Origin of the sequence: Acinetobacter sp. YH16051, from assembly GCF_013417135.1 — a bacterium.
GTDB classification, from domain to species: Bacteria; Pseudomonadota; Gammaproteobacteria; order Pseudomonadales; family Moraxellaceae; genus Acinetobacter; species Acinetobacter towneri.
This window is the reverse complement of the sequence record NZ_VPEN01000005.1, coordinates 191281-207743: the sequence shown is the minus strand read 5'-3', so window position 1 is coordinate 207743 and position 16463 is coordinate 191281. Positions and strand designations below refer to the sequence as shown.

The 16463-nt window shown below is 41.4% G+C and carries 19 protein-coding genes and 2 rRNA genes; 8 read left to right on the top strand and 13 right to left on the bottom strand.

Features of this window, described 5'->3' with window-relative positions; translation table 11 throughout:
- Together FTV41_RS06740 and rrf are read left to right on the top strand one after the other, a co-directional pair.
- Positions 1–103, top strand: a 23S ribosomal RNA gene (locus tag FTV41_RS06740); the annotation flags it as partial.
- 191 nt (positions 104–294) lie between these two features.
- Positions 295–409 (top strand): 5S ribosomal RNA (gene rrf, locus FTV41_RS06735).
- 138 nt (positions 410–547) lie between these two features.
- Here the strand turns inward: rrf and FTV41_RS06730 are convergent.
- From FTV41_RS06730 to rplM, 5 genes are all read right to left on the bottom strand, one after another.
- Positions 548–1198, bottom strand: a complete 651-nt coding sequence (locus FTV41_RS06730) for a hypothetical protein (protein WP_179996310.1) — start codon at positions 1196–1198, stop codon at positions 548–550.
- A gap of 16 nt (positions 1199–1214) precedes the next feature.
- Positions 1215–1643, bottom strand: a complete 429-nt coding sequence (locus tag FTV41_RS06725; protein WP_004972487.1) for a ClpXP protease specificity-enhancing factor — start codon at positions 1641–1643, stop codon at positions 1215–1217.
- A gap of 10 nt (positions 1644–1653) precedes the next feature.
- A complete protein-coding gene (locus FTV41_RS06720; protein ID WP_004972486.1) occupies positions 1654–2307 on the bottom strand; it encodes a glutathione S-transferase N-terminal domain-containing protein in 654 nt (217 codons plus the stop codon).
- Between the two features lie 249 nt (positions 2308–2556).
- Positions 2557–2943: a 30S ribosomal protein S9 gene (gene rpsI, locus FTV41_RS06715; RefSeq protein ID WP_004972483.1), complete on the bottom strand. Its 387-nt coding sequence runs from the start codon at positions 2941–2943 to the stop codon at positions 2557–2559.
- A 12-nt stretch (positions 2944–2955) separates the two neighbouring features.
- A complete protein-coding gene (gene rplM / locus FTV41_RS06710; RefSeq protein WP_004909012.1) occupies positions 2956–3384 on the bottom strand; it encodes a 50S ribosomal protein L13 in 429 nt (142 codons plus the stop codon).
- A gap of 265 nt (positions 3385–3649) precedes the next feature.
- On the opposite strand from rplM, the gene FTV41_RS06705 reads away from it, so the two are divergent.
- The 4 genes from FTV41_RS06705 (at position 3650) to FTV41_RS06690 (ending at position 6771) form a co-directional block, all read left to right on the top strand.
- The gene (locus tag FTV41_RS06705; RefSeq protein ID WP_136144144.1) at positions 3650–4060 is read left to right on the top strand and encodes a hypothetical protein; all 411 of its coding nucleotides are present in this window, start codon (positions 3650–3652) and stop codon (positions 4058–4060) included.
- Between the two features lie 62 nt (positions 4061–4122).
- Entirely contained in the window at positions 4123–5091 is a 969-nt protein-coding gene (gene pdxA / locus FTV41_RS06700) for a 4-hydroxythreonine-4-phosphate dehydrogenase PdxA (protein WP_179996309.1), read from the top strand.
- A 19-nt stretch (positions 5092–5110) separates the two neighbouring features.
- The gene (gene rsmA / locus FTV41_RS06695) at positions 5111–5923 is read left to right on the top strand and encodes a 16S rRNA (adenine(1518)-N(6)/adenine(1519)-N(6))-dimethyltransferase RsmA (RefSeq protein ID WP_004972477.1); all 813 of its coding nucleotides are present in this window, start codon (positions 5111–5113) and stop codon (positions 5921–5923) included.
- Positions 5923–6771 (top strand): symmetrical bis(5'-nucleosyl)-tetraphosphatase, encoded by an 849-nt coding sequence (locus FTV41_RS06690; protein WP_096901578.1) that lies wholly within the window; start codon positions 5923–5925, stop codon positions 6769–6771. The genes rsmA and FTV41_RS06690 overlap by 1 nt, the downstream gene beginning before the upstream one ends.
- Before the next feature lie 83 nt (positions 6772–6854).
- Here the strand turns inward: FTV41_RS06690 and FTV41_RS06685 are convergent, their stop codons facing one another.
- The 6 genes from FTV41_RS06685 to hflX form a co-directional block, all read right to left on the bottom strand.
- Positions 6855–7307: a DUF2147 domain-containing protein gene (locus FTV41_RS06685; RefSeq protein WP_004972473.1), complete on the bottom strand. Its 453-nt coding sequence runs from the start codon at positions 7305–7307 to the stop codon at positions 6855–6857.
- A gap of 104 nt (positions 7308–7411) precedes the next feature.
- On the bottom strand, positions 7412–7858 hold the full coding sequence (locus FTV41_RS06680; RefSeq protein WP_004972472.1) for a DUF2147 domain-containing protein: 447 nt from the start codon (positions 7856–7858) through the stop codon (positions 7412–7414).
- A 201-nt stretch (positions 7859–8059) separates the two neighbouring features.
- Entirely contained in the window at positions 8060–8506 is a 447-nt protein-coding gene (locus tag FTV41_RS06675) for a DUF2147 domain-containing protein (RefSeq protein ID WP_154321023.1), read from the bottom strand.
- A gap of 88 nt (positions 8507–8594) precedes the next feature.
- The gene (locus FTV41_RS06670; protein ID WP_154321022.1) at positions 8595–9269 is read right to left on the bottom strand and encodes an LrgB family protein; all 675 of its coding nucleotides are present in this window, start codon (positions 9267–9269) and stop codon (positions 8595–8597) included.
- Between the two features lie 9 nt (positions 9270–9278).
- On the bottom strand, positions 9279–9650 hold the full coding sequence (locus FTV41_RS06665) for a hypothetical protein (RefSeq protein WP_004972466.1): 372 nt from the start codon (positions 9648–9650) through the stop codon (positions 9279–9281).
- A 35-nt stretch (positions 9651–9685) separates the two neighbouring features.
- Complete coding sequence (hflX, locus tag FTV41_RS06660) at positions 9686–11026, bottom strand: ribosome rescue GTPase HflX (RefSeq protein ID WP_179996308.1); 1341 nt, start codon at positions 11024–11026, stop codon at positions 9686–9688.
- Positions 11027–11318: 292 nt separating this feature from the next.
- Between hflX and FTV41_RS06655 the strand changes: the two genes are divergently transcribed.
- The gene (locus FTV41_RS06655) at positions 11319–12137 is read left to right on the top strand and encodes a 1-acyl-sn-glycerol-3-phosphate acyltransferase (RefSeq protein WP_096901584.1); all 819 of its coding nucleotides are present in this window, start codon (positions 11319–11321) and stop codon (positions 12135–12137) included.
- Between the two features lie 97 nt (positions 12138–12234).
- On the opposite strand, the gene FTV41_RS06650 is transcribed toward FTV41_RS06655, so the two are convergent.
- Positions 12235–13845, bottom strand: coding sequence for a phospholipase D family protein (locus FTV41_RS06650; protein WP_257221922.1), 1611 nt, complete (start codon positions 13843–13845; stop codon positions 12235–12237).
- 176 nt (positions 13846–14021) lie between these two features.
- On the opposite strand from FTV41_RS06650, the gene FTV41_RS06645 reads away from it, so the two are divergent.
- Complete coding sequence (locus FTV41_RS06645; protein ID WP_004972462.1) at positions 14022–15032, top strand: metallophosphoesterase; 1011 nt, start codon at positions 14022–14024, stop codon at positions 15030–15032.
- A 66-nt stretch (positions 15033–15098) separates the two neighbouring features.
- Here the strand turns inward: FTV41_RS06645 and FTV41_RS06640 are convergent, their stop codons facing one another.
- Positions 15099–16412 (bottom strand): MFS transporter, encoded by a 1314-nt coding sequence (locus FTV41_RS06640; RefSeq protein ID WP_004972461.1) that lies wholly within the window; start codon positions 16410–16412, stop codon positions 15099–15101.
- Positions 16413–16463: the final 51 nt, after the last annotated feature.

The following is a 16463-nucleotide window of genomic DNA, read 5'->3' as shown; positions in this document are numbered from 1 at the left end:
CCTCCTAAAGAGCCGTTGAAGACTACGACGTTGATAGGTTGGATGTGGAAGCATAGCGATATGTGAAGCTGACCAATACTAATTGCTCGTGAGGCTTGACTATACAACACCCAAACAGTTGGGGTTGAATGCTCAATCGATTCAAATCCAATCAGTCAATTCAAACTGATCTTGATTTAGTTAACGCTAAACAATAAAATTCAGACCCAATACAGCCCAATCTGTTACAGATTCGGAAAACGCAGTGCATCACCATCGTGAATAAGACCAATGCAAGTCTCCGTAAACAGTTGTGCTGGCGACCATAGCAAGAGTGAACCACCTGATCCCTTCCCGAACTCAGAAGTGAAACCTCTTCGCGCTGATGGTAGTGTGGGGTTACCCATGTGAGAGTAAGTCATCGCCAGCTCATTATTCAAACACCCTCAACTAGCGTTGGGGGTGTTTTTTTATGAGGGAAAGAAAATATTAAAAACTATAAAAAGTGAAGGCAAAATAAAACCATCAGATGATGATGGTTTTATTACGGCTTAGATAGAAGATTGATTTAAGCGAATAATTGAGTAACGGAACACCATAGAATTGCTAAAATCGCAATCGCAACGATAGGTTCTAGTACTTTAGACCAAGTGGGTACAATTGCTTCTACAGGCTCAATATTTTGATGATCATCGTGGGTATGTTGTTGAACCATTTGATTAAACTCCTTAATTGATGCCTCTAATGATAGCTCTTCTTGAGGAATTGGTTTAGAACCTTTTAACTCTATTAGATCATTTGTTGACCAAACCCAATCATCCGCTTGACCAGATAAATGTTCAATTTGACCTAGCAATAATTCACCTAGACCTTTATTGCCAAAATTACCGGTTTGATCCAATTGCTTGAGCTCTGTGAGTTGTAAGGCTAAGACTTCACTAATATTCTGTTCAAGCTCAGTTTTGGAGAGAGGTGACTGATTGTGTGGAGATGTGGTGAGTCGACGTGCAATTTCCTGAATATATAATTCATCTTGATGATCAATTTCTTGATAAAGTTTTTGGTTGTCTTTTCGCCACAGACTGACCAGTTTGCCTAAGCTCAGCGCATTGATTTCTTGAATATATTGGTCGCGATCAACAGCATTATATTGTTTCAAAAGCGAGGGCTTTTGAAGTTTAATCTGCGCTGCAAAATATTGTACTAAATCAAAAGCCATTCACTACTCCATTGTTTTAATCTAATAATCTAAGGCTTGGTTTTTTCTTAGTTTGTTCGGTTTTTTCTTCAGTCTTTGATTCTAAAGCATCTTGATCATTTTGGATATGTGCATACTCACTTGGATCAAAGAATAAGCCTTGTCCATTCTCTCTTGCATAGATACCTACGACGGCATTCATAGGTACATATAAGTCGCGTGATACGCCACCAAAGCGTGCAGAGAAGGTGATTGCATCATTGCTCATGTGTAAGGCATGCACTGCATGTGGAACGATATTTAGGACAATCTGACCATCCTGAATAAATTGTTCAGGAACAAGCGTATTCGGCTGTGTAGCATCGACCAATAAATGTGGTGTGAGTTGGTTATCACAAATCCATTCATAAATTGCGCGGGCTAAATAAGGACGGGTTGGACTTAAATTGATTTCAGATTCAGACATAATATGCTCTTTAAGTATGAATTAAAAATTCTTGATAGCGATTTTTTTCTTGCAAAGTCATTGCTTGAGTGAAGGCAGGGCGTGAAAAAATCCGCTGACAATACAGGAAAATTGGACGACAGTGTTGTTGGGGTAATTCTATGCCCATGGCTTTTAGCCGTATAAATAAGGGTGCCAGCATGCAATCTAAAATACTGAAATTTTCTGACATGAAATAAGGATAATGCTGAAATAATGGTGTCAGTGAAATGAGTGTATCACGTAATTTTTTTTGTGCAGCGCGCTGTGTTGTGTAATCTAAGCTATCAGGATGACGTAGCATCTGATCGGCAAGTTTGAACCAGTCTTGTTCAAAGCGCCAAATATATTGTCTTTGTTCTGCACGTGGCATAGGTGCATCTGCATAGAGTTTATTTTGTCGATAACGATCATCCAGATATTCGGAAATAATCGCAGTATTAAAGAGTTTTAAATCGTTTTCTAGCAGCATTGGAAGTTGATTATACGGATTCAGGCTTGCGAGGTCTTCATCTTCATAATCGACCAAAATCAGTTGATATTTGATTTGTTTTTCGGCCAGAACGTAACGAATCCAATGTGAGCGAAAGTCGTCCGCATGACTGTAGAGGGTAATGCCTTGTAAGGGTGCGTTCTCGACTGACATAATCCGAAATAAAACCAAATGAATAGAATAGGATACTAAACTTAGCCACTAAAATCACCCAGCAAAGCTGATAAAAGTGTATGAGATATTTGTTGATTGGTTTTCAATTTTTGGACTGTATTGAATTTTGATTTTTGGTGTATGTGAATCCGAATTGTTTATCTGGCTTAAAATGCTCAGCTCGTTGATTTGCAAAAAAAAAGCCTTGGAAAATCCAAGGCTTTTTTTGTGTCCGATTCGGTAAACGAATTAACGTTTAGAGAATTGTGGACGTTTACGAGCTTTACGTAAACCAAGTTTCTTACGTTCAACTTCACGAGCATCACGAGTAACGAAACCAGCTTGACGAAGAGCAGGTTTTAAAGTGTCGTCAGATGCGATCAATGCACGAGTAATACCGTGACGGATTGCACCAGCTTGACCACCAATACCACCACCAGCAACAGTGATGTAAAGGTCATATTTTTCAGTAGCTTCAAGAAGCTCTAATGGTTGACGTACGATCATACGAGCAGTTTCACGACCGAAATATTGCTCAAGAGTACGGTTGTTAATTACGAGTTTACCTGTACCAGCTGATAAGAAAACACGTGCAGTTGCGGTCTTACGGCGACCTGTACCATAGTTAGTAGCCATGTGCTGTATCCCTTAGATGTCCAAAACTTGTGGCTGTTGAGCTGTGTGAGGATGCTCAGCACCAGCGTACACTTTCATTTTCTTGATCATAGCATAACCAAGAGGACCTTTTGGCAACATGCCTTTTACAGCGCGTTGGAAGATTTCTTCTGGTTTGTGAGCAACTAATTTCTCGAAATTAGTTTCACGGATACCACCAGGGAAACCAGTGTGGCGATAGTATTTCTTGTCAAGTGATTTGTTACCAGTCACTTGAACTTGCTCAGCATTGATGACAACGATGTAGTCGCCAGTGTCAACGTGAGGAGTATAAGAAGTTTTGTGCTTACCGCGTAAACGACGAGCGATTTCTGTCGCAAGGCGACCTAGAGTTTTGCCAGAAGCATCAACAACGTACCAGTCGTGTTGAACTTCAGCTGGCTTAGCGCTGAGAGTTTTCATTAAACCACTACCTATTATAGTTGGTTTGGGCTATGGAAGCTGTCCAAACAAAAAGGAGTCCGAATTCTACCTGAGAATGGGTAGAACTACAATGGAAAAGTCACATTTTAAGCGCTATATTTTATCAAGTTTGGTTATAAAAGCAAAATCACCTCTAGCGACCATTTCACGACAGTAAAAATCAGGTATTGATCTTCTTTATCTAGTGCTGTTTTAGCTTTTTCTGTATGGTCGCAGCTAATAATAATGATGAGGACGGATCACTATGTCTGATGATTTAGAACGCATCGCTACAACGACAAAAGCATTAACGACAGAAGCATTAAAGCCGCAACCAAATAAACTGCTAAAATTTATAGCAGGTTTTTTCATCACATTGATTGGTCTGTATGAACTGGCATTTTTGTTGGTAGGTGCAGCTTATGGTACTGATGTATTTGATTTTATCTTAATCTATTCTGTATTTATGCACATCACCTTGCTCCCTTTTATGCTATATGGCATCGGTGGCTTCATCATGTTGAGTCTATCTGATCAAAACTATCGAGCAGTCACTCAACAAGCGCCCAAAATACTATTTATAGGTTTGTTGTTATGTATGGTCGTGATTGGCATTTCGGAATGGGCGCATCAGATGGGCATCTTAGATAGCCGATTTAGATTAGATTGGAGATAAAACAATTTTGCTCAGGATGGCGCTATAATTCAGCTACACCTAGCTATAGTGGATGAAGCTGCATGCGCCCTTTATATGTCACCAGTGGTGAACCTGCAGGTATTGGACCTGATATTTGTCTAAGTCTGGCAGCTCGACAAGATGAGCGTCCAATTGTGGTATTGGCAGATCATCAATTATTACAACAACGCACCGAAATTCTAAAGCAACAAGTCGAATTGATTGAATATTCAGGTCAGCAACAGCCTGCAGCGCTTGGGCAGTTATATGTTGAGCATGTGCCTTTGGCTGTAGATGTTGAGTTGGGGCATTTAAATGCACAAAATGCAACTTACGTTTTGGAGCAATTACGTCGCTCAGCTTCTTATGCAATGACAGGTAAGAGTGTGGGCGTGGCGACAGCACCCGTGCAAAAATCTATTATTAATGAAGCTGGTATTTCTTTTAGTGGGCACACTGAATATTATCAGGAGTTTGCAGGTGTTGCGCGTGTGGTGATGATGTTAGCCACCAAAACCTTACGCGTTGCCTTGGCGACCACGCATTTACCTTTACGTGCCGTGGCAGATGCCATTACCAAAACACGTTTAGAACAAGTAATTGATATTTTGCTGCACGATTTAAAAAGCAAGTTTAAAATTGAACATCCTAAAGTATTGGTCTGTGGTTTGAACCCACATGCGGGCGAAGATGGTTATTTAGGCATGGAAGAAATTGAGGTGATGAATCCTGTGCTGCAAAATTACCGTAATCGCGGTGAAAATCTCAGTTTAAGTTTACCTGCAGATACTTTATTTACCCCAGAAAATTTAAAAGATACCGATGCAGTTTTAGCGATGTATCACGATCAGGGTTTACCTGTGTTAAAATCTCAGGGCTTTGGTGAAGCAATCAATATTACTTTAGGCTTACCGTTTATTCGCACTTCAGTCGATCACGGCACAGCGCTCTCCCTCGCAGGTACGGGACTTGCGAAAAGTTCTAGCTTGCATGTTGCTGTCGATTTAGCGCTGGATTTAGCACGTTCATAATTTCAGCTTGGAAATCTTTATGTATCAAATTAATGCCCTAAACCCAAAAGATGAAGGGCATCAGGCTCGTAAACGCTTTGGTCAAAACTTTTTGCATGATCAACGCGTGATTGCCAAAATTGTCCGCTCAGTGAACCCACGTCCAGGCGATAATATTGTCGAGATTGGACCGGGTTTAGCGGCATTGACCTCACCTTTAATTGGTGAGTGTGATGCTTTGACTGTAGTGGAATTAGACCGTGATTTGGCCGCAGGCTTACCGGGACGTGTGCCACATCCTGAGCGTTTAACTATTGTAGAAAGTGACGCGCTGAAATATGACTTTACCGAGTTATTTCAGGAAGGGCGCCCGCTACGTGTGGTTGGAAACTTGCCGTATAACATTTCGACGCCGCTTTTGTTTCATCTCTTAGAGTTTGGTGACAAAGTTAAAGACATGCACTTTATGCTGCAAAAAGAAGTGGTAGATCGTATCACGGCTGAACCGAATACCAAAGAATATGGGCGTTTATCGGTGATGATGCAGTATTACTGTAAGCCAACCTTCTTGTTTGAAGTACCGCCTGGCGCATTTAATCCACCGCCTAAAGTGACTTCTGCAGTATTCCGTTTAGAGCCTTATGTGACTAAACCGATTATTGCCAAAGATGAAAAAGCATTGGCACGTTTGGTGGCGCATGTATTTACCCAACGTCGTAAAACATTGCGCAATAGCTTAAAAGGCATGTTGGCTGAAGATGCGTTTGAACGTGCAGGGGTAGACCCAATGGCACGTCCTGAAACTTTAAGTTTGAGTGCATTTGTCGCATTGGCAGATCAGATGGTGAATTAATGGCAGCAATTCGATACAACTATGTCATTGGTGATGTGCAGGGCTGCTTTGAAGCCTTAAAACTGTTATTAAAAGAAATACAGTTCGATCCCGATCAAGATTTTATTTGGTTTGCAGGCGATTTAGTCGCGCGGGGTGAAAACTCGGTAGGTGCTTTGCGTTTTATTAAAAAACTGGTAGATCGTGGCGTTGCAGCAACGGTGTTAGGCAATCACGATTTAACCTTGTTGGCAGGCGCACGTGGCTTAAAGAAAATCAAAGCACAAGACAACACTCGTGATGTGATTGATGCAATTGACAGTGATGATTTGATTGATTGGTTGCGTAAACAACCATTGTGTCTTTTTCCTAATGAAAACACCATTTTAACTCATGCAGGTATTCCACATATTTGGAATGCGGAACAAACCGCAGCTTTGGCAAAAGAAGTTGAGGCGGTGATTGGGCATGAGGACTTTGAGGTAGTGGATGCATTCTTAAAGGAAATGTATGGGGCAGAACCTGCAGTTTGGTCGGATGATTTAGAGGGGCATGCGCGTTTACGTTGTATTACCAACTATTTGACCCGTATGCGTTTAGCCAATGCACAGGGTGGTTTGGAATTCAGCTTTAAAGATGCCTTAGATGATCCGATGCCAGAAGGTTTTAAACCGTGGTTTGAATATCCATCTTTAGCTGCGCAAACACATCAAATCGTATTTGGTCATTGGGCAGCATTGCAGGGACAAACGGTAGCCGACAATATTCAAAATGTGGATGGCGGTTGTGTGTGGGGCAATCAGCTTGTGGCTTATCGTTTGGAAGATCAGCAATTGTTTGCAGTGGATAATCCGCTGGCAGAATGGTAATAACATTCATCTTTAAAATTTAAAAATGTGATGATGAAATGAAAATAGCCACCTATTGAGGTGGCTATTTTTTATCTTGAATTTTATTGAATTCGAATCCAAGTTTGACTGCGACCTAGTGTAGATACACCCATATAAGCACGTAAAGTTAAACGTTTACCTGTTGAGTTGAGGCGAATTTTTGCATCGTAAATACGACCTGCCAATGGATCAATTACGCGTCCTTTTTCGTAATTGTTGCTGTTTTTGACTTGTTGTAAGCCTTTTAAAATATCCATCCCTAAAATAGGTTGGTCGGTATAAGGCGCAGGGCATTTATTACAAAGTTCACGTGGGGTATAACCCGGACGCGGGGTTACTTTCACAATTTTACCCGTATAGGTTTGATTGGCTTCTTTACGAATTTCGATGACAGCTTTGGGTGAGCCTGTTTTATCATCAATTTGTTGCCAAGTTCCTGCTAAATCTTGTGCCATCGCCAAAGTGCTTAGACTGCCGAAGATGACGGCTATTCCTAAAGCCAATTTCTGAATCATTTTATTTCCCTTACTCGGTCTTTGCGGCTAGTCTAATCTGTGAATTAACGGACACAAAGTCCCGAGTATCCAGAAAAAATGACCGATGAGACACAATTACTCGCTTATTGTTGGCGAATCCACGTTTGTGTCCGACCAATGGCTGAAATTCCGACGTAACCACGTAAAGTGAGACGTTTATTATTAGATGCTAAACGACCTTTCAGGCTATACATTTTGCCTGTAAGTGGATCTAAAATACGCCCATCGGCATAGTTGTTATTTTCCACATGCTTTAAGCCACTAATAATTTCCAAACCGACCAAAGGTTTGTTGGTATAAGGTGCAGGGCAATTCACACACATAGTTTTTGGGGTATAGCCCGGTCTTGGTGTGACTTTGATAATTTTACCAGTAAAGCTGCCATTTTCAGCTTGGGTAATTTCAATCAGGGCTTTGGGTGAACCTGTTTTGTCATCAATACTTTGCCAGATACCTGTTAGGTCTGCAGCAAATGCTGAACCACTGAAGATTAAGCTTGCAAATACACCCATCAATACATTTTTCTTCATATCAGTTCCTTTGATTGTCGAAAGTTATTACAGAGGTTAATTCAAGATATAAAGCGAGTTGTGGTAAGAGTCAAGAGATTTGAGGAAATTTTTAATCTTAAACTTGCAGGGAAAATGCTGGAAAAGATGTGAAAAATGCCACGAACGTGTGGCATTTTAAGTGAAAAGTGAATTAATTAAGTTGATGGAATAACTTATAAATTAATCACTTTTAATCCAAGTTTGGCTACGTCCTAAAGCAGATACGCCCACATAACCACGCATGGTCAGACGTTTACCATTGCTGCTTAATTTGGCTTTGGTGCTGTAGATATTGCCGTTTAATGGGTCAATAATTTTTCCACCAGAGAAGTTAGTACCACCTGTATGTTTTAAGCCTTTAAGTATATCCATTCCTAAAATAGGTTGGTTGGTATAAGGCGCAGGACAGTTGACACAGGTATCTTTAGGGGTGTAGCCAGGACGAGGGGTAACTTTGACAATTTTAGCCGTATAGGTGCCATTGGCTTCCTGACGAATTTCTAAAATTGCTTTTGATGAACCTGTTTTGTCATCAATATTTTTCCAAGTACCCGTAATATCTTGAGCTAGCGCAAAACTTCCTAACGCTGAGCAGATTAAGGCAACGGTGAGTTTCATCTTGACCATGTTCAATGTTCCTTGTTTTTGGCTAACTGGATATTTCATAGTAAAAAGAAAGTTAAAACTCGACAAGTCTAAATAAGTGATTGCTCAGTCACATTTTTTGTAAATACAGTATAAAAGTTGGCAGCCATACTGCGGTAAATACTGCATTGACGGCCATACCAAAGGCGGCATAACGTCCAGCTACGCTACCTCGTTGCCAAGCTTGGGCGGTACCAATTGCATGCGCAGCCAGACCTAGAGCCAAACCAGAGGCACGTTCATCATTGATGTGTCTTAAAATAAAAGGTGAGAAAGCAGCACCTACAACACCCGATAAAATCACAATCAAGACTGCCAGTTGAATTGGGGCTTCCAAAAGCGTGGCGATATTAATCGCAATCGGCGTGGTCACTGCACGGGTGGCAAATGCCATAATATCGGCACTGGACATATGTAGCGCATAAGCAAGCCCCATCGGCAGCGCCACAGCACTAAGACTGGCAAAGAACAAAATACCTAAAATCGCTTTGAGGGGTAAATCGTCATAACGCATGGCTGCTAGAGGAATGGCGAGTGCAACTGTCACATAGCCCAATAATTGATTAAACAAAGGGTTGGTTTGTGCGACGTAAGTTTCGTATGGAATCCCGAAAAAATACAACAGTAGCAACACAAAACACATGCCAAAGACAATCACAGGGATTTGCGGGACTTTTTGGTTGCAAGGTTTTGCCAGTAAATATGCAACGAGAGTGATTAAAAAACCATATAGAATTGACAGCATTTTAATCTCCTAAAGCCAGCGTTTTGCCATTTTGGCATACAGCCAAAGCGGGATCAGCGTACTGATAAACAACACAATTAAGAAGATTGGAATTTGTTTGCCCATGTGCGTGAGCATAATTAATGAACCCGCGCTGATGGGTAAAAAGGCAAAGGCACTTTCTTTCATGATTTTGTTGTTGGTATCGACCAGACGAGCAGGAATTTTACTGAGTTTGCGCCATGTAAATAATACCGCCAGCAGGCTGAGCAAACCGACTAAATTGCCTAATTCTGGGTGATTAAATTGGGTCATGATCCATACAGAGGCTTCACGAAACACAATAATCAAAAGGAGTGTGCCGATCCATGCTGGCCAATCGATATGTTTTATCCTGCTCATTTTTGATCTTTCATTAAAATTTTACTTATCACGTTTTAACCGATCTGATCGTCAATTTCAAATGCTTCAAGCGGACGTTTAAATTGTTCTGCCTGTGCACCTAAAATTTCGTCTATCGGTAAATGTGCCTGTTTAATCAGTTGTTCCAGTTTATGTGGTGCCATGCTGACTTGTAGATGTAATTGACCTTCATCATCGTACTGTTCTGCCTGAATGACATTGAGCGCATACAGTTGATTGCGCAGTTTGCCATAAGCAGGTTGTAATTTAAGATCAAACTTTTGAATTTGCCCCATCAAACATTCATGTACGGCTTGTTTTAACAAGTCTAAACCTTGCCCTGAATATGCCGATACATAGACACGGTCAGGTTGATGCGGTTTTTCATAGATAATTTTGGCTGTTTCGCCTGAGACATCAATTTTATTGTAAACCCGCAAAATAGGTACATCTGCGCCAATTTCTTTTAGCACACCTTCGACTGCTTCAATTTGTTCCAACACATCGGGGCTGCTTGAATCAATCACATGCAGCAATAAACTGGCTTCTAAGGTTTCTTCCAAAGTTGCTTTAAAAGATTCCACCAAAGAGTGAGATAGGTTTCTTACAAAGCCAACGGTGTCTGCCAATACCAGACGTCCGATGCCATCCCATTCTAAACGCCGTAAAGTAGGGTCAAGCGTAGCAAACAGTTGGTCAGCAGCATAGACATCACTTTGCGCCAAAATATTAAATAAGGTCGATTTGCCTGCGTTGGTATAACCGACCAATGAAACGGTAGGAATGGCGGCTTTTTGCCGAGCCACACGACCTTGTGCACGGGTTTGACGGACTTTATCGAGTTTGGTTTTTAGTTGTCCCATGCGAATACGCAATAAGCGTCGGTCAGTTTCAAGCAAGGTTTCCCCAGGACCACGTAAGCCGATACCGCCTTTTTGACTGTCTAAGTTGCTGCGACTACGCACCAAACGTGAAGATAAATGTTGTAATTGTGCCAATTCGACCTGTAATTTACCTTCGTAAGTGCGGGCGCGTTGAGCAAAAATATCTAAAATGAGTTCGGTACGGTCAACCACACGGCATTGCATCACTTTTTCTAAATTACGTGCCTGTGCAGGACTGAGTGCATGATCAAAAATGACCAAATTGGCGTCGTGTTCTTTGACCAATGCGGCAATTTCTTCGGCTTTGCCTGAGCCAATAAAGAGTTTGGCATCGGGTTTACTACGTTGAGTGTGGACGTGTTGTAAAACTTCTGCACCCGCAGATTCAGCCAAGAGCTGAAATTCTTCGGCATCTAGGTCTTCTAAAATTTGGACAGCGACACTGACCAGTACAACACGCTCGCCATCTTGATGTGGCACAAAATTTTCCACTCAGCGCAATCTCCATGCTAAAGCTATATTCTAGTAGAAAAAATGTTTGTGCAGGGAAATAGATGATTGGATTTTTCCTGCGCCCTGATTTGATGCTATATCAACGTATGTAAACTCAATTATAAGGATGACCCCAATATAGAATTTATCTATTTAGATTTTGCCAAAAGTCGCATGTTTGCATGCAGGTTTCGGTTTTTATTATCAATGCAAGTTCAGATTAAACAGTATAGAATGAGCAAAATATAGACCTTTATACGTTGTTTTGCGTTTAACAATTAGTGATGACCCTATGAACCCAGCTGTTGAAACTCACACATCTCCAATTCATGGTTTTGCAAAGCTTGCTTTGTATAGCAAAAAAGTTCTGGCAACGGCTGGCGCGATTGGTGAAGGGTTTTATTTGGTCTATCGTCATCAATTGTATAAAGACACCAACAACCCGAACAATACGCGCTATGTGCAATATTTTTGCCGTCAATTGTGCAAAGTTTTTAATATTGAAGTGCAAATTCATGGTGAAATTCCGCATGACCCTGCGCTATGGGTCAGTAATCATATTTCGTGGTTAGATGTAGCGGTATTGGGTTCTAGTGCGCGGGTATTTTTTCTGGCCAAAGCTGAAATTGAAAAATGGCCGTTATTGGGTAAGTTAGCCAAAGGTGGGGGGACGCTATTTATTAAGCGTGGCTCTGGCGATTCAGTCAAAATTCGTGAACAAATCACGCAATTTTTAAAACAAGATATTCCTGTATTATTTTTTCCTGAAGCGACCACGTCAGATGGAAGCAAAATTAAAAAAGTGCATGGTCGTATTTTAGGGGCAGCAATTGAAGCCAAACGACCTGTGCAAATTTGTCTGATTTGTTATGTGAATCAGCAAGGTGAGTTAGATACTGTTGCGCCGTTTATTAATGACATGACCTTTGTTGATCATGTGAAAGATGTTTTGGAAATGCCGAAAGTGACAGCGCATTTAATGGCGTTACCTGCAATTGTGGTAGAAGGGCACGATATTGAATCTTTAACTGCTGTGGTACAGGAACGCATGACAGAAGGTTTGGCTGAGTTGCATCGTCAGGTATTAAAACCACAAGTGCTGACATCATAAAACATGCTTAGGCGCATCTTCATGTTAAAGATAGCCTAAGCACATCACATTTTTTTAAGAATAATGGTCATCATCCAACAGCTTCAATATTATGTTGCTACATAAAGCCTTCAATTGGCAGCCATGAGGTAATTTTCATTGCCGCACGTTGATACCATTTCATCCCTGGTTCTTTTTTCAGAATTTGAGTTTCGCCTTGTGGATTTTTCATCTGCCATTGAATGTTTTGTTGCGCATCTAAAACCAGTTTATAAGCATATTTGGATAAATTGACATCCATGGTCTGGTGAACTGCGCGAGCCAATGGTGGACTATTTAAAATTACTCCAATTTCAGTATTTAAATATGCCGAGCGTGGGTCAAAATTAAACGAACCAATAAATACCTGTTTTTCATCCAATGCCATGAGTTTGGCATGTAAACTAGAACGGCTTAAACCTTTCATACTGACTTTGGCTTTTTTGGAAATTTCGTGCGTATGTGTGTTTAGGTTTTCCATTTCAGGTCGCGCCAAAAACTCATACAGCTGCACGTTATTTGCCAATAAATCTTCTCGATATTTGGCGTAAAAAGCATGCACCACAGGAACATCGTTGGCTTTAAAGGAGTTGGTCAGTACGCGTACCTGAACGCCATCATCCGCCAAGTCTTTTAGTTTTTCTGCCCCCGATTGTTCGGGGACAAAATACGCAGAAATAATATCGACACTACTGCTTGGCTTCTCTAAATGCGTCAGCAATTGAAAGTTGAGATGTTCTTCTTTTGAGGCGCGGTCTTTAATTTTACTCGGCGCATCTTTGACCACTTCAGCACTGACCCAATCGAACTTAATACTACGCGTCATCCACTGTTCAATCGCTTTAGAACGAGTCACCAAATCTAAATAATTTTGTACGGTGGCTTCTTGATCGTGCTGTTCTAATTGCTGTTTTAAGCTTTCATAACGCAAGGTGTAATGTTGTGGATTGACCAATAGCTTGACTGAATAAGCATAGTCATCATTCCAGTATTCATCAAAAGAGTGAATAATTTCATCCGAAGCCGAGCCGACTAACATCACATCGACATCAGAAAATTGATAATTGTCGCTGACGTTATAGTATTGATTGCTCATATTGCGCCCACCAATCAGAGAAATTTGGTTATCGGCAATAAAGCTTTTGTTGTGCATACGACGGTTAATACGCTTCAAATCCAAAATCATGTCCATGGCACGATAATGTCGAAAGCGATATGGATTATACAGTTTGATGTCGATGTTGACGTGTTGATCGAGCGCGAGATAAATGCCTTCCATTTTTTTGGCATTGTTATCATCGACCAATAAGCGGACTTTCACCCCACGATCTGCCGCACGAATAATGGCGTGTAGTGCAAGCGCGCCAATTTTATCGTTATCCCAAATATAATATTGTAAATCTAAAGATTTTTCTGCTTTATTAATCAGATAGATACGTGCTGCTAGGGCTTCGAGCGGATCATACAGGACATGATAACCCGTAAGCTGCGGATATTTTTCGCGTAGCGGCAGTACAATTTTGGCCAAACTGGTTTGATCGGTTGGGGTTTCAAACGCCATCCGGATCGGATGTTCAATCTGTTTGGGCAGCGTGCTACAGCCTGAGAGTGTCAAAACGAAGGCGCAACTCAGCCACAAGACGTTGTGCCGAATATTTTGAAATGGAGCGGATGAGCTGCGGTTTGCCAAATTAAATTCCTTTTTAGCACGAGGAGCAAATAAGTTAAAAATAGGGTTTGAGTATAATTGTCAGCTATGAAAAGATAAATATGACAATACAGATATATGACGTGTGTGGGTTAAATGCGACATCTGGGTTTAGCGCAGCATTGAATAGCAGAAGTATGAAGTAATAGAGAATAAATATGTGGGATAACGATTCAGTCGTGTTGTATTTCTATATGGGTATGGCAATTTTGGCGCTGTGGGCAGTTTCGCAAGCATGGCGCAGTCAGGCCAATACAGAAACCATTCACCCGTTTAAGGCCTTTGTGCATTTGTTGGCATTTTATTTGTCTTACCTGTTGCCGCCTTTGGTTTTTTTTAGTGTCTATGCGGGTATTCAGGGCTATTACTCCATCCACGAAGCGATTTTTGTATTTTTAGTCAGTGCTGTGTTGAGCTATGCGCGTTTTATTGAACCGCATTTGATTCAAGTCAAAACTACCAAATATCAAATTCATGCAGATCGCCGTTTATTAAAGCCTGTCAAAATTGCTTTAATTGCAGATTTACATATTGGCTTGTTTTCTGGGCATGAGCGTCAATTGAAGCAAATTGTGAAAAAACTCAATTTGCAAAACCCCGATATTGTCGTTGTAGCAGGCGACTGGACTTATGAGCCTGAAAATAAATTGGTCGAAGAATTGGCGGTATTAAAAGAAATTTGTGCGCCTGTATATTCGGTAAATGGTAATCATGATGAGCAGTATCCTGGCCCGCCCATTCAAGAGCTGTTAAAAACGGCTTTAGAACAAAATAACGTGATTGATATTGAAGGTAGAATTGTCGAGTTTGATGAGTTTCGTTTGCTCGGTATTGGCGATTTATGGGCAGGTAAAACCGACATGCGCTATATGCCCGATTTACCTCAGGATAAGCCGTGGGTGTTGTTATCACATAACCCCGATACAGTGGATATGGTGCCAAAACTGCCGACACGTCCGTTGATGTTGGCAGGACATACCCATGGTGGGCAGGTTGAACTGCCGTGGCTGACCGATTATGTGATGAAAAAAGTATCTATTTTAGGGCATAAAAAGGGGTTATATCGCCATGATCATGCCGATGTATTTGTGACTGTAGGGACAGGAATGGTCGGTGTTCCTTTTCGTTTTGGTGTGCCGCCCACGATTGATATTATTGAATTATTGTAAGCACCGTCACCATCGCCTACATGAAAAAAACCAGCCGAGGCTGGTTTTTTGATGCAATTTTTACGCTTAAATTTGATTGTTTACATCATCATGCTTGGTTTCTCGAATCATTAAGAATGCGATTAAAGACAAGATGGATGCTGCACTTAAATAATAACCAACTGCAGCCAAGCCATAAGTGGTGGCAAGTTTGGTGGCAATGAGTGGGGCAAACGATGCGCCAAAAATACCCGCCAAGTTAAAGGTGAGTGCGGAGCCTGTATAGCGTACAGATGTTGGGAAAATTTCAGACAATACTGTACCAATGGGCCCGTAAGTAAGTCCCATAATTGCCAAGCCAATACACAGGAAAATAAATACAATCCACGTGCTGCCTGAAGCAAGCATATCGGCAAAAAATAAGCCAAAAATTGCAGAGATGATGCACACTGCGATAGAGGTGGTTTTACGTCCAAATTTTTCGGCTAAAACGGCTGAGAGGGGAATAAAAGCAGCAAAACACAATGTGGCTAGTAGTTGAAGTTTTAAGAATTCTTCACGTGAATAACCCAGTTGTTTGGTGCCCCATTGCAAGGCAAATACCGTAGTCAGATAAAACACCACAAAGGTACAAATTGCAGCGATTGTACCGAGCACTAACATTTTAGCGTGTTTTTTAAAGACCTGAATAAATGGCACATTGACTTCTTTTTGTTTATTCAACACTTTTTGGAAGGCAGGCGTTTCATGCAGTTTTAAGCGAATCCATAAACCGACAATCACCAATAAGGCACTCGAAATAAACGGGATGCGCCAGCCCCATGTCATAAAGTCTTGCTCAGACATCAGCGCACCTAAAATAAGGAATGAACCTGTGGCAAGAATAAAACCAATCGGAGCGCCCAATTGTGGGAACATGCCATACCAAGCACGTTTACCTTCAGGGGCATTTTCTGTGGCTAACAGTACTGCTCCCGACCATTCACCGCCCAAGCCTAAACCTTGCCCTAAGCGACACAACGCCAACAGTAATGGCGCGATAATCCCAATTTGTGCATACGTCGGCAGTAAACCAATACAGACTGTAGAAATTCCCATGGTCAATAATGCCGCGACCAAAGTGGCTTTGCGTCCAATCCGATCTCCTAAATGTCCAAATAAAGCTGCGCCAATTGGACGGGCGATAAAGGCAATTGCAAAGGTGGCGAGAGATTGAATGGTTGCCGTCATTGGGTCAGTACTGGTCGGAAAGAACAGATACGGGAAAATAATGACTGCCGCAGTGGCGTAGATATAAAAGTCAAAAAACTCGATGGTGGTACCGACCAAGCTTGCAGTCAGTACTCGAAATTTAGAATTTTGAGTCGGCTGTTCAGCGGCAGCAGTAGATGAAGATGCCATACAGGACCTTATGTAAAGTGAATTTTAAATGAAAGTGCAATTTGGCACAGA

Coding starts and splice junctions, on each gene's coding strand:
- rpsI (WP_004972483.1), bottom strand. CDS start 2,943: ATGGCTACTAACTATGGTACAGGTCGCCGTAAGACCGCAACTGCACGT.
- FTV41_RS06705 (WP_136144144.1), top strand. CDS start 3,650: ATGTCTGATGATTTAGAACGCATCGCTACAACGACAAAAGCATTAACG.
- FTV41_RS06665 (WP_004972466.1), bottom strand. CDS start 9,650: ATGAGCAGGATAAAACATATCGATTGGCCAGCATGGATCGGCACACTC.
- FTV41_RS06640 (WP_004972461.1), bottom strand. CDS start 16,412: ATGGCATCTTCATCTACTGCTGCCGCTGAACAGCCGACTCAAAATTCT.
- FTV41_RS06730 (WP_179996310.1), bottom strand. CDS start 1,198: ATGGCTTTTGATTTAGTACAATATTTTGCAGCGCAGATTAAACTTCAA.
- rsmA (WP_004972477.1), top strand. CDS start 5,111: ATGTATCAAATTAATGCCCTAAACCCAAAAGATGAAGGGCATCAGGCT.
- FTV41_RS06680 (WP_004972472.1), bottom strand. CDS start 7,858: ATGAAGAAAAATGTATTGATGGGTGTATTTGCAAGCTTAATCTTCAGT.
- FTV41_RS06675 (WP_154321023.1), bottom strand. CDS start 8,506: ATGGTCAAGATGAAACTCACCGTTGCCTTAATCTGCTCAGCGTTAGGA.
- pdxA (WP_179996309.1), top strand. CDS start 4,123: ATGCGCCCTTTATATGTCACCAGTGGTGAACCTGCAGGTATTGGACCT.
- FTV41_RS06645 (WP_004972462.1), top strand. CDS start 14,022: ATGTGGGATAACGATTCAGTCGTGTTGTATTTCTATATGGGTATGGCA.
- FTV41_RS06690 (WP_096901578.1), top strand. CDS start 5,923: ATGGCAGCAATTCGATACAACTATGTCATTGGTGATGTGCAGGGCTGC.
- FTV41_RS06725 (WP_004972487.1), bottom strand. CDS start 1,643: ATGTCTGAATCTGAAATCAATTTAAGTCCAACCCGTCCTTATTTAGCC.
- FTV41_RS06670 (WP_154321022.1), bottom strand. CDS start 9,269: ATGCTGTCAATTCTATATGGTTTTTTAATCACTCTCGTTGCATATTTA.
- FTV41_RS06655 (WP_096901584.1), top strand. CDS start 11,319: ATGAACCCAGCTGTTGAAACTCACACATCTCCAATTCATGGTTTTGCA.
- rplM (WP_004909012.1), bottom strand. CDS start 3,384: ATGAAAACTCTCAGCGCTAAGCCAGCTGAAGTTCAACACGACTGGTAC.
- FTV41_RS06720 (WP_004972486.1), bottom strand. CDS start 2,307: ATGTCAGTCGAGAACGCACCCTTACAAGGCATTACCCTCTACAGTCAT.
- FTV41_RS06685 (WP_004972473.1), bottom strand. CDS start 7,307: ATGATTCAGAAATTGGCTTTAGGAATAGCCGTCATCTTCGGCAGTCTA.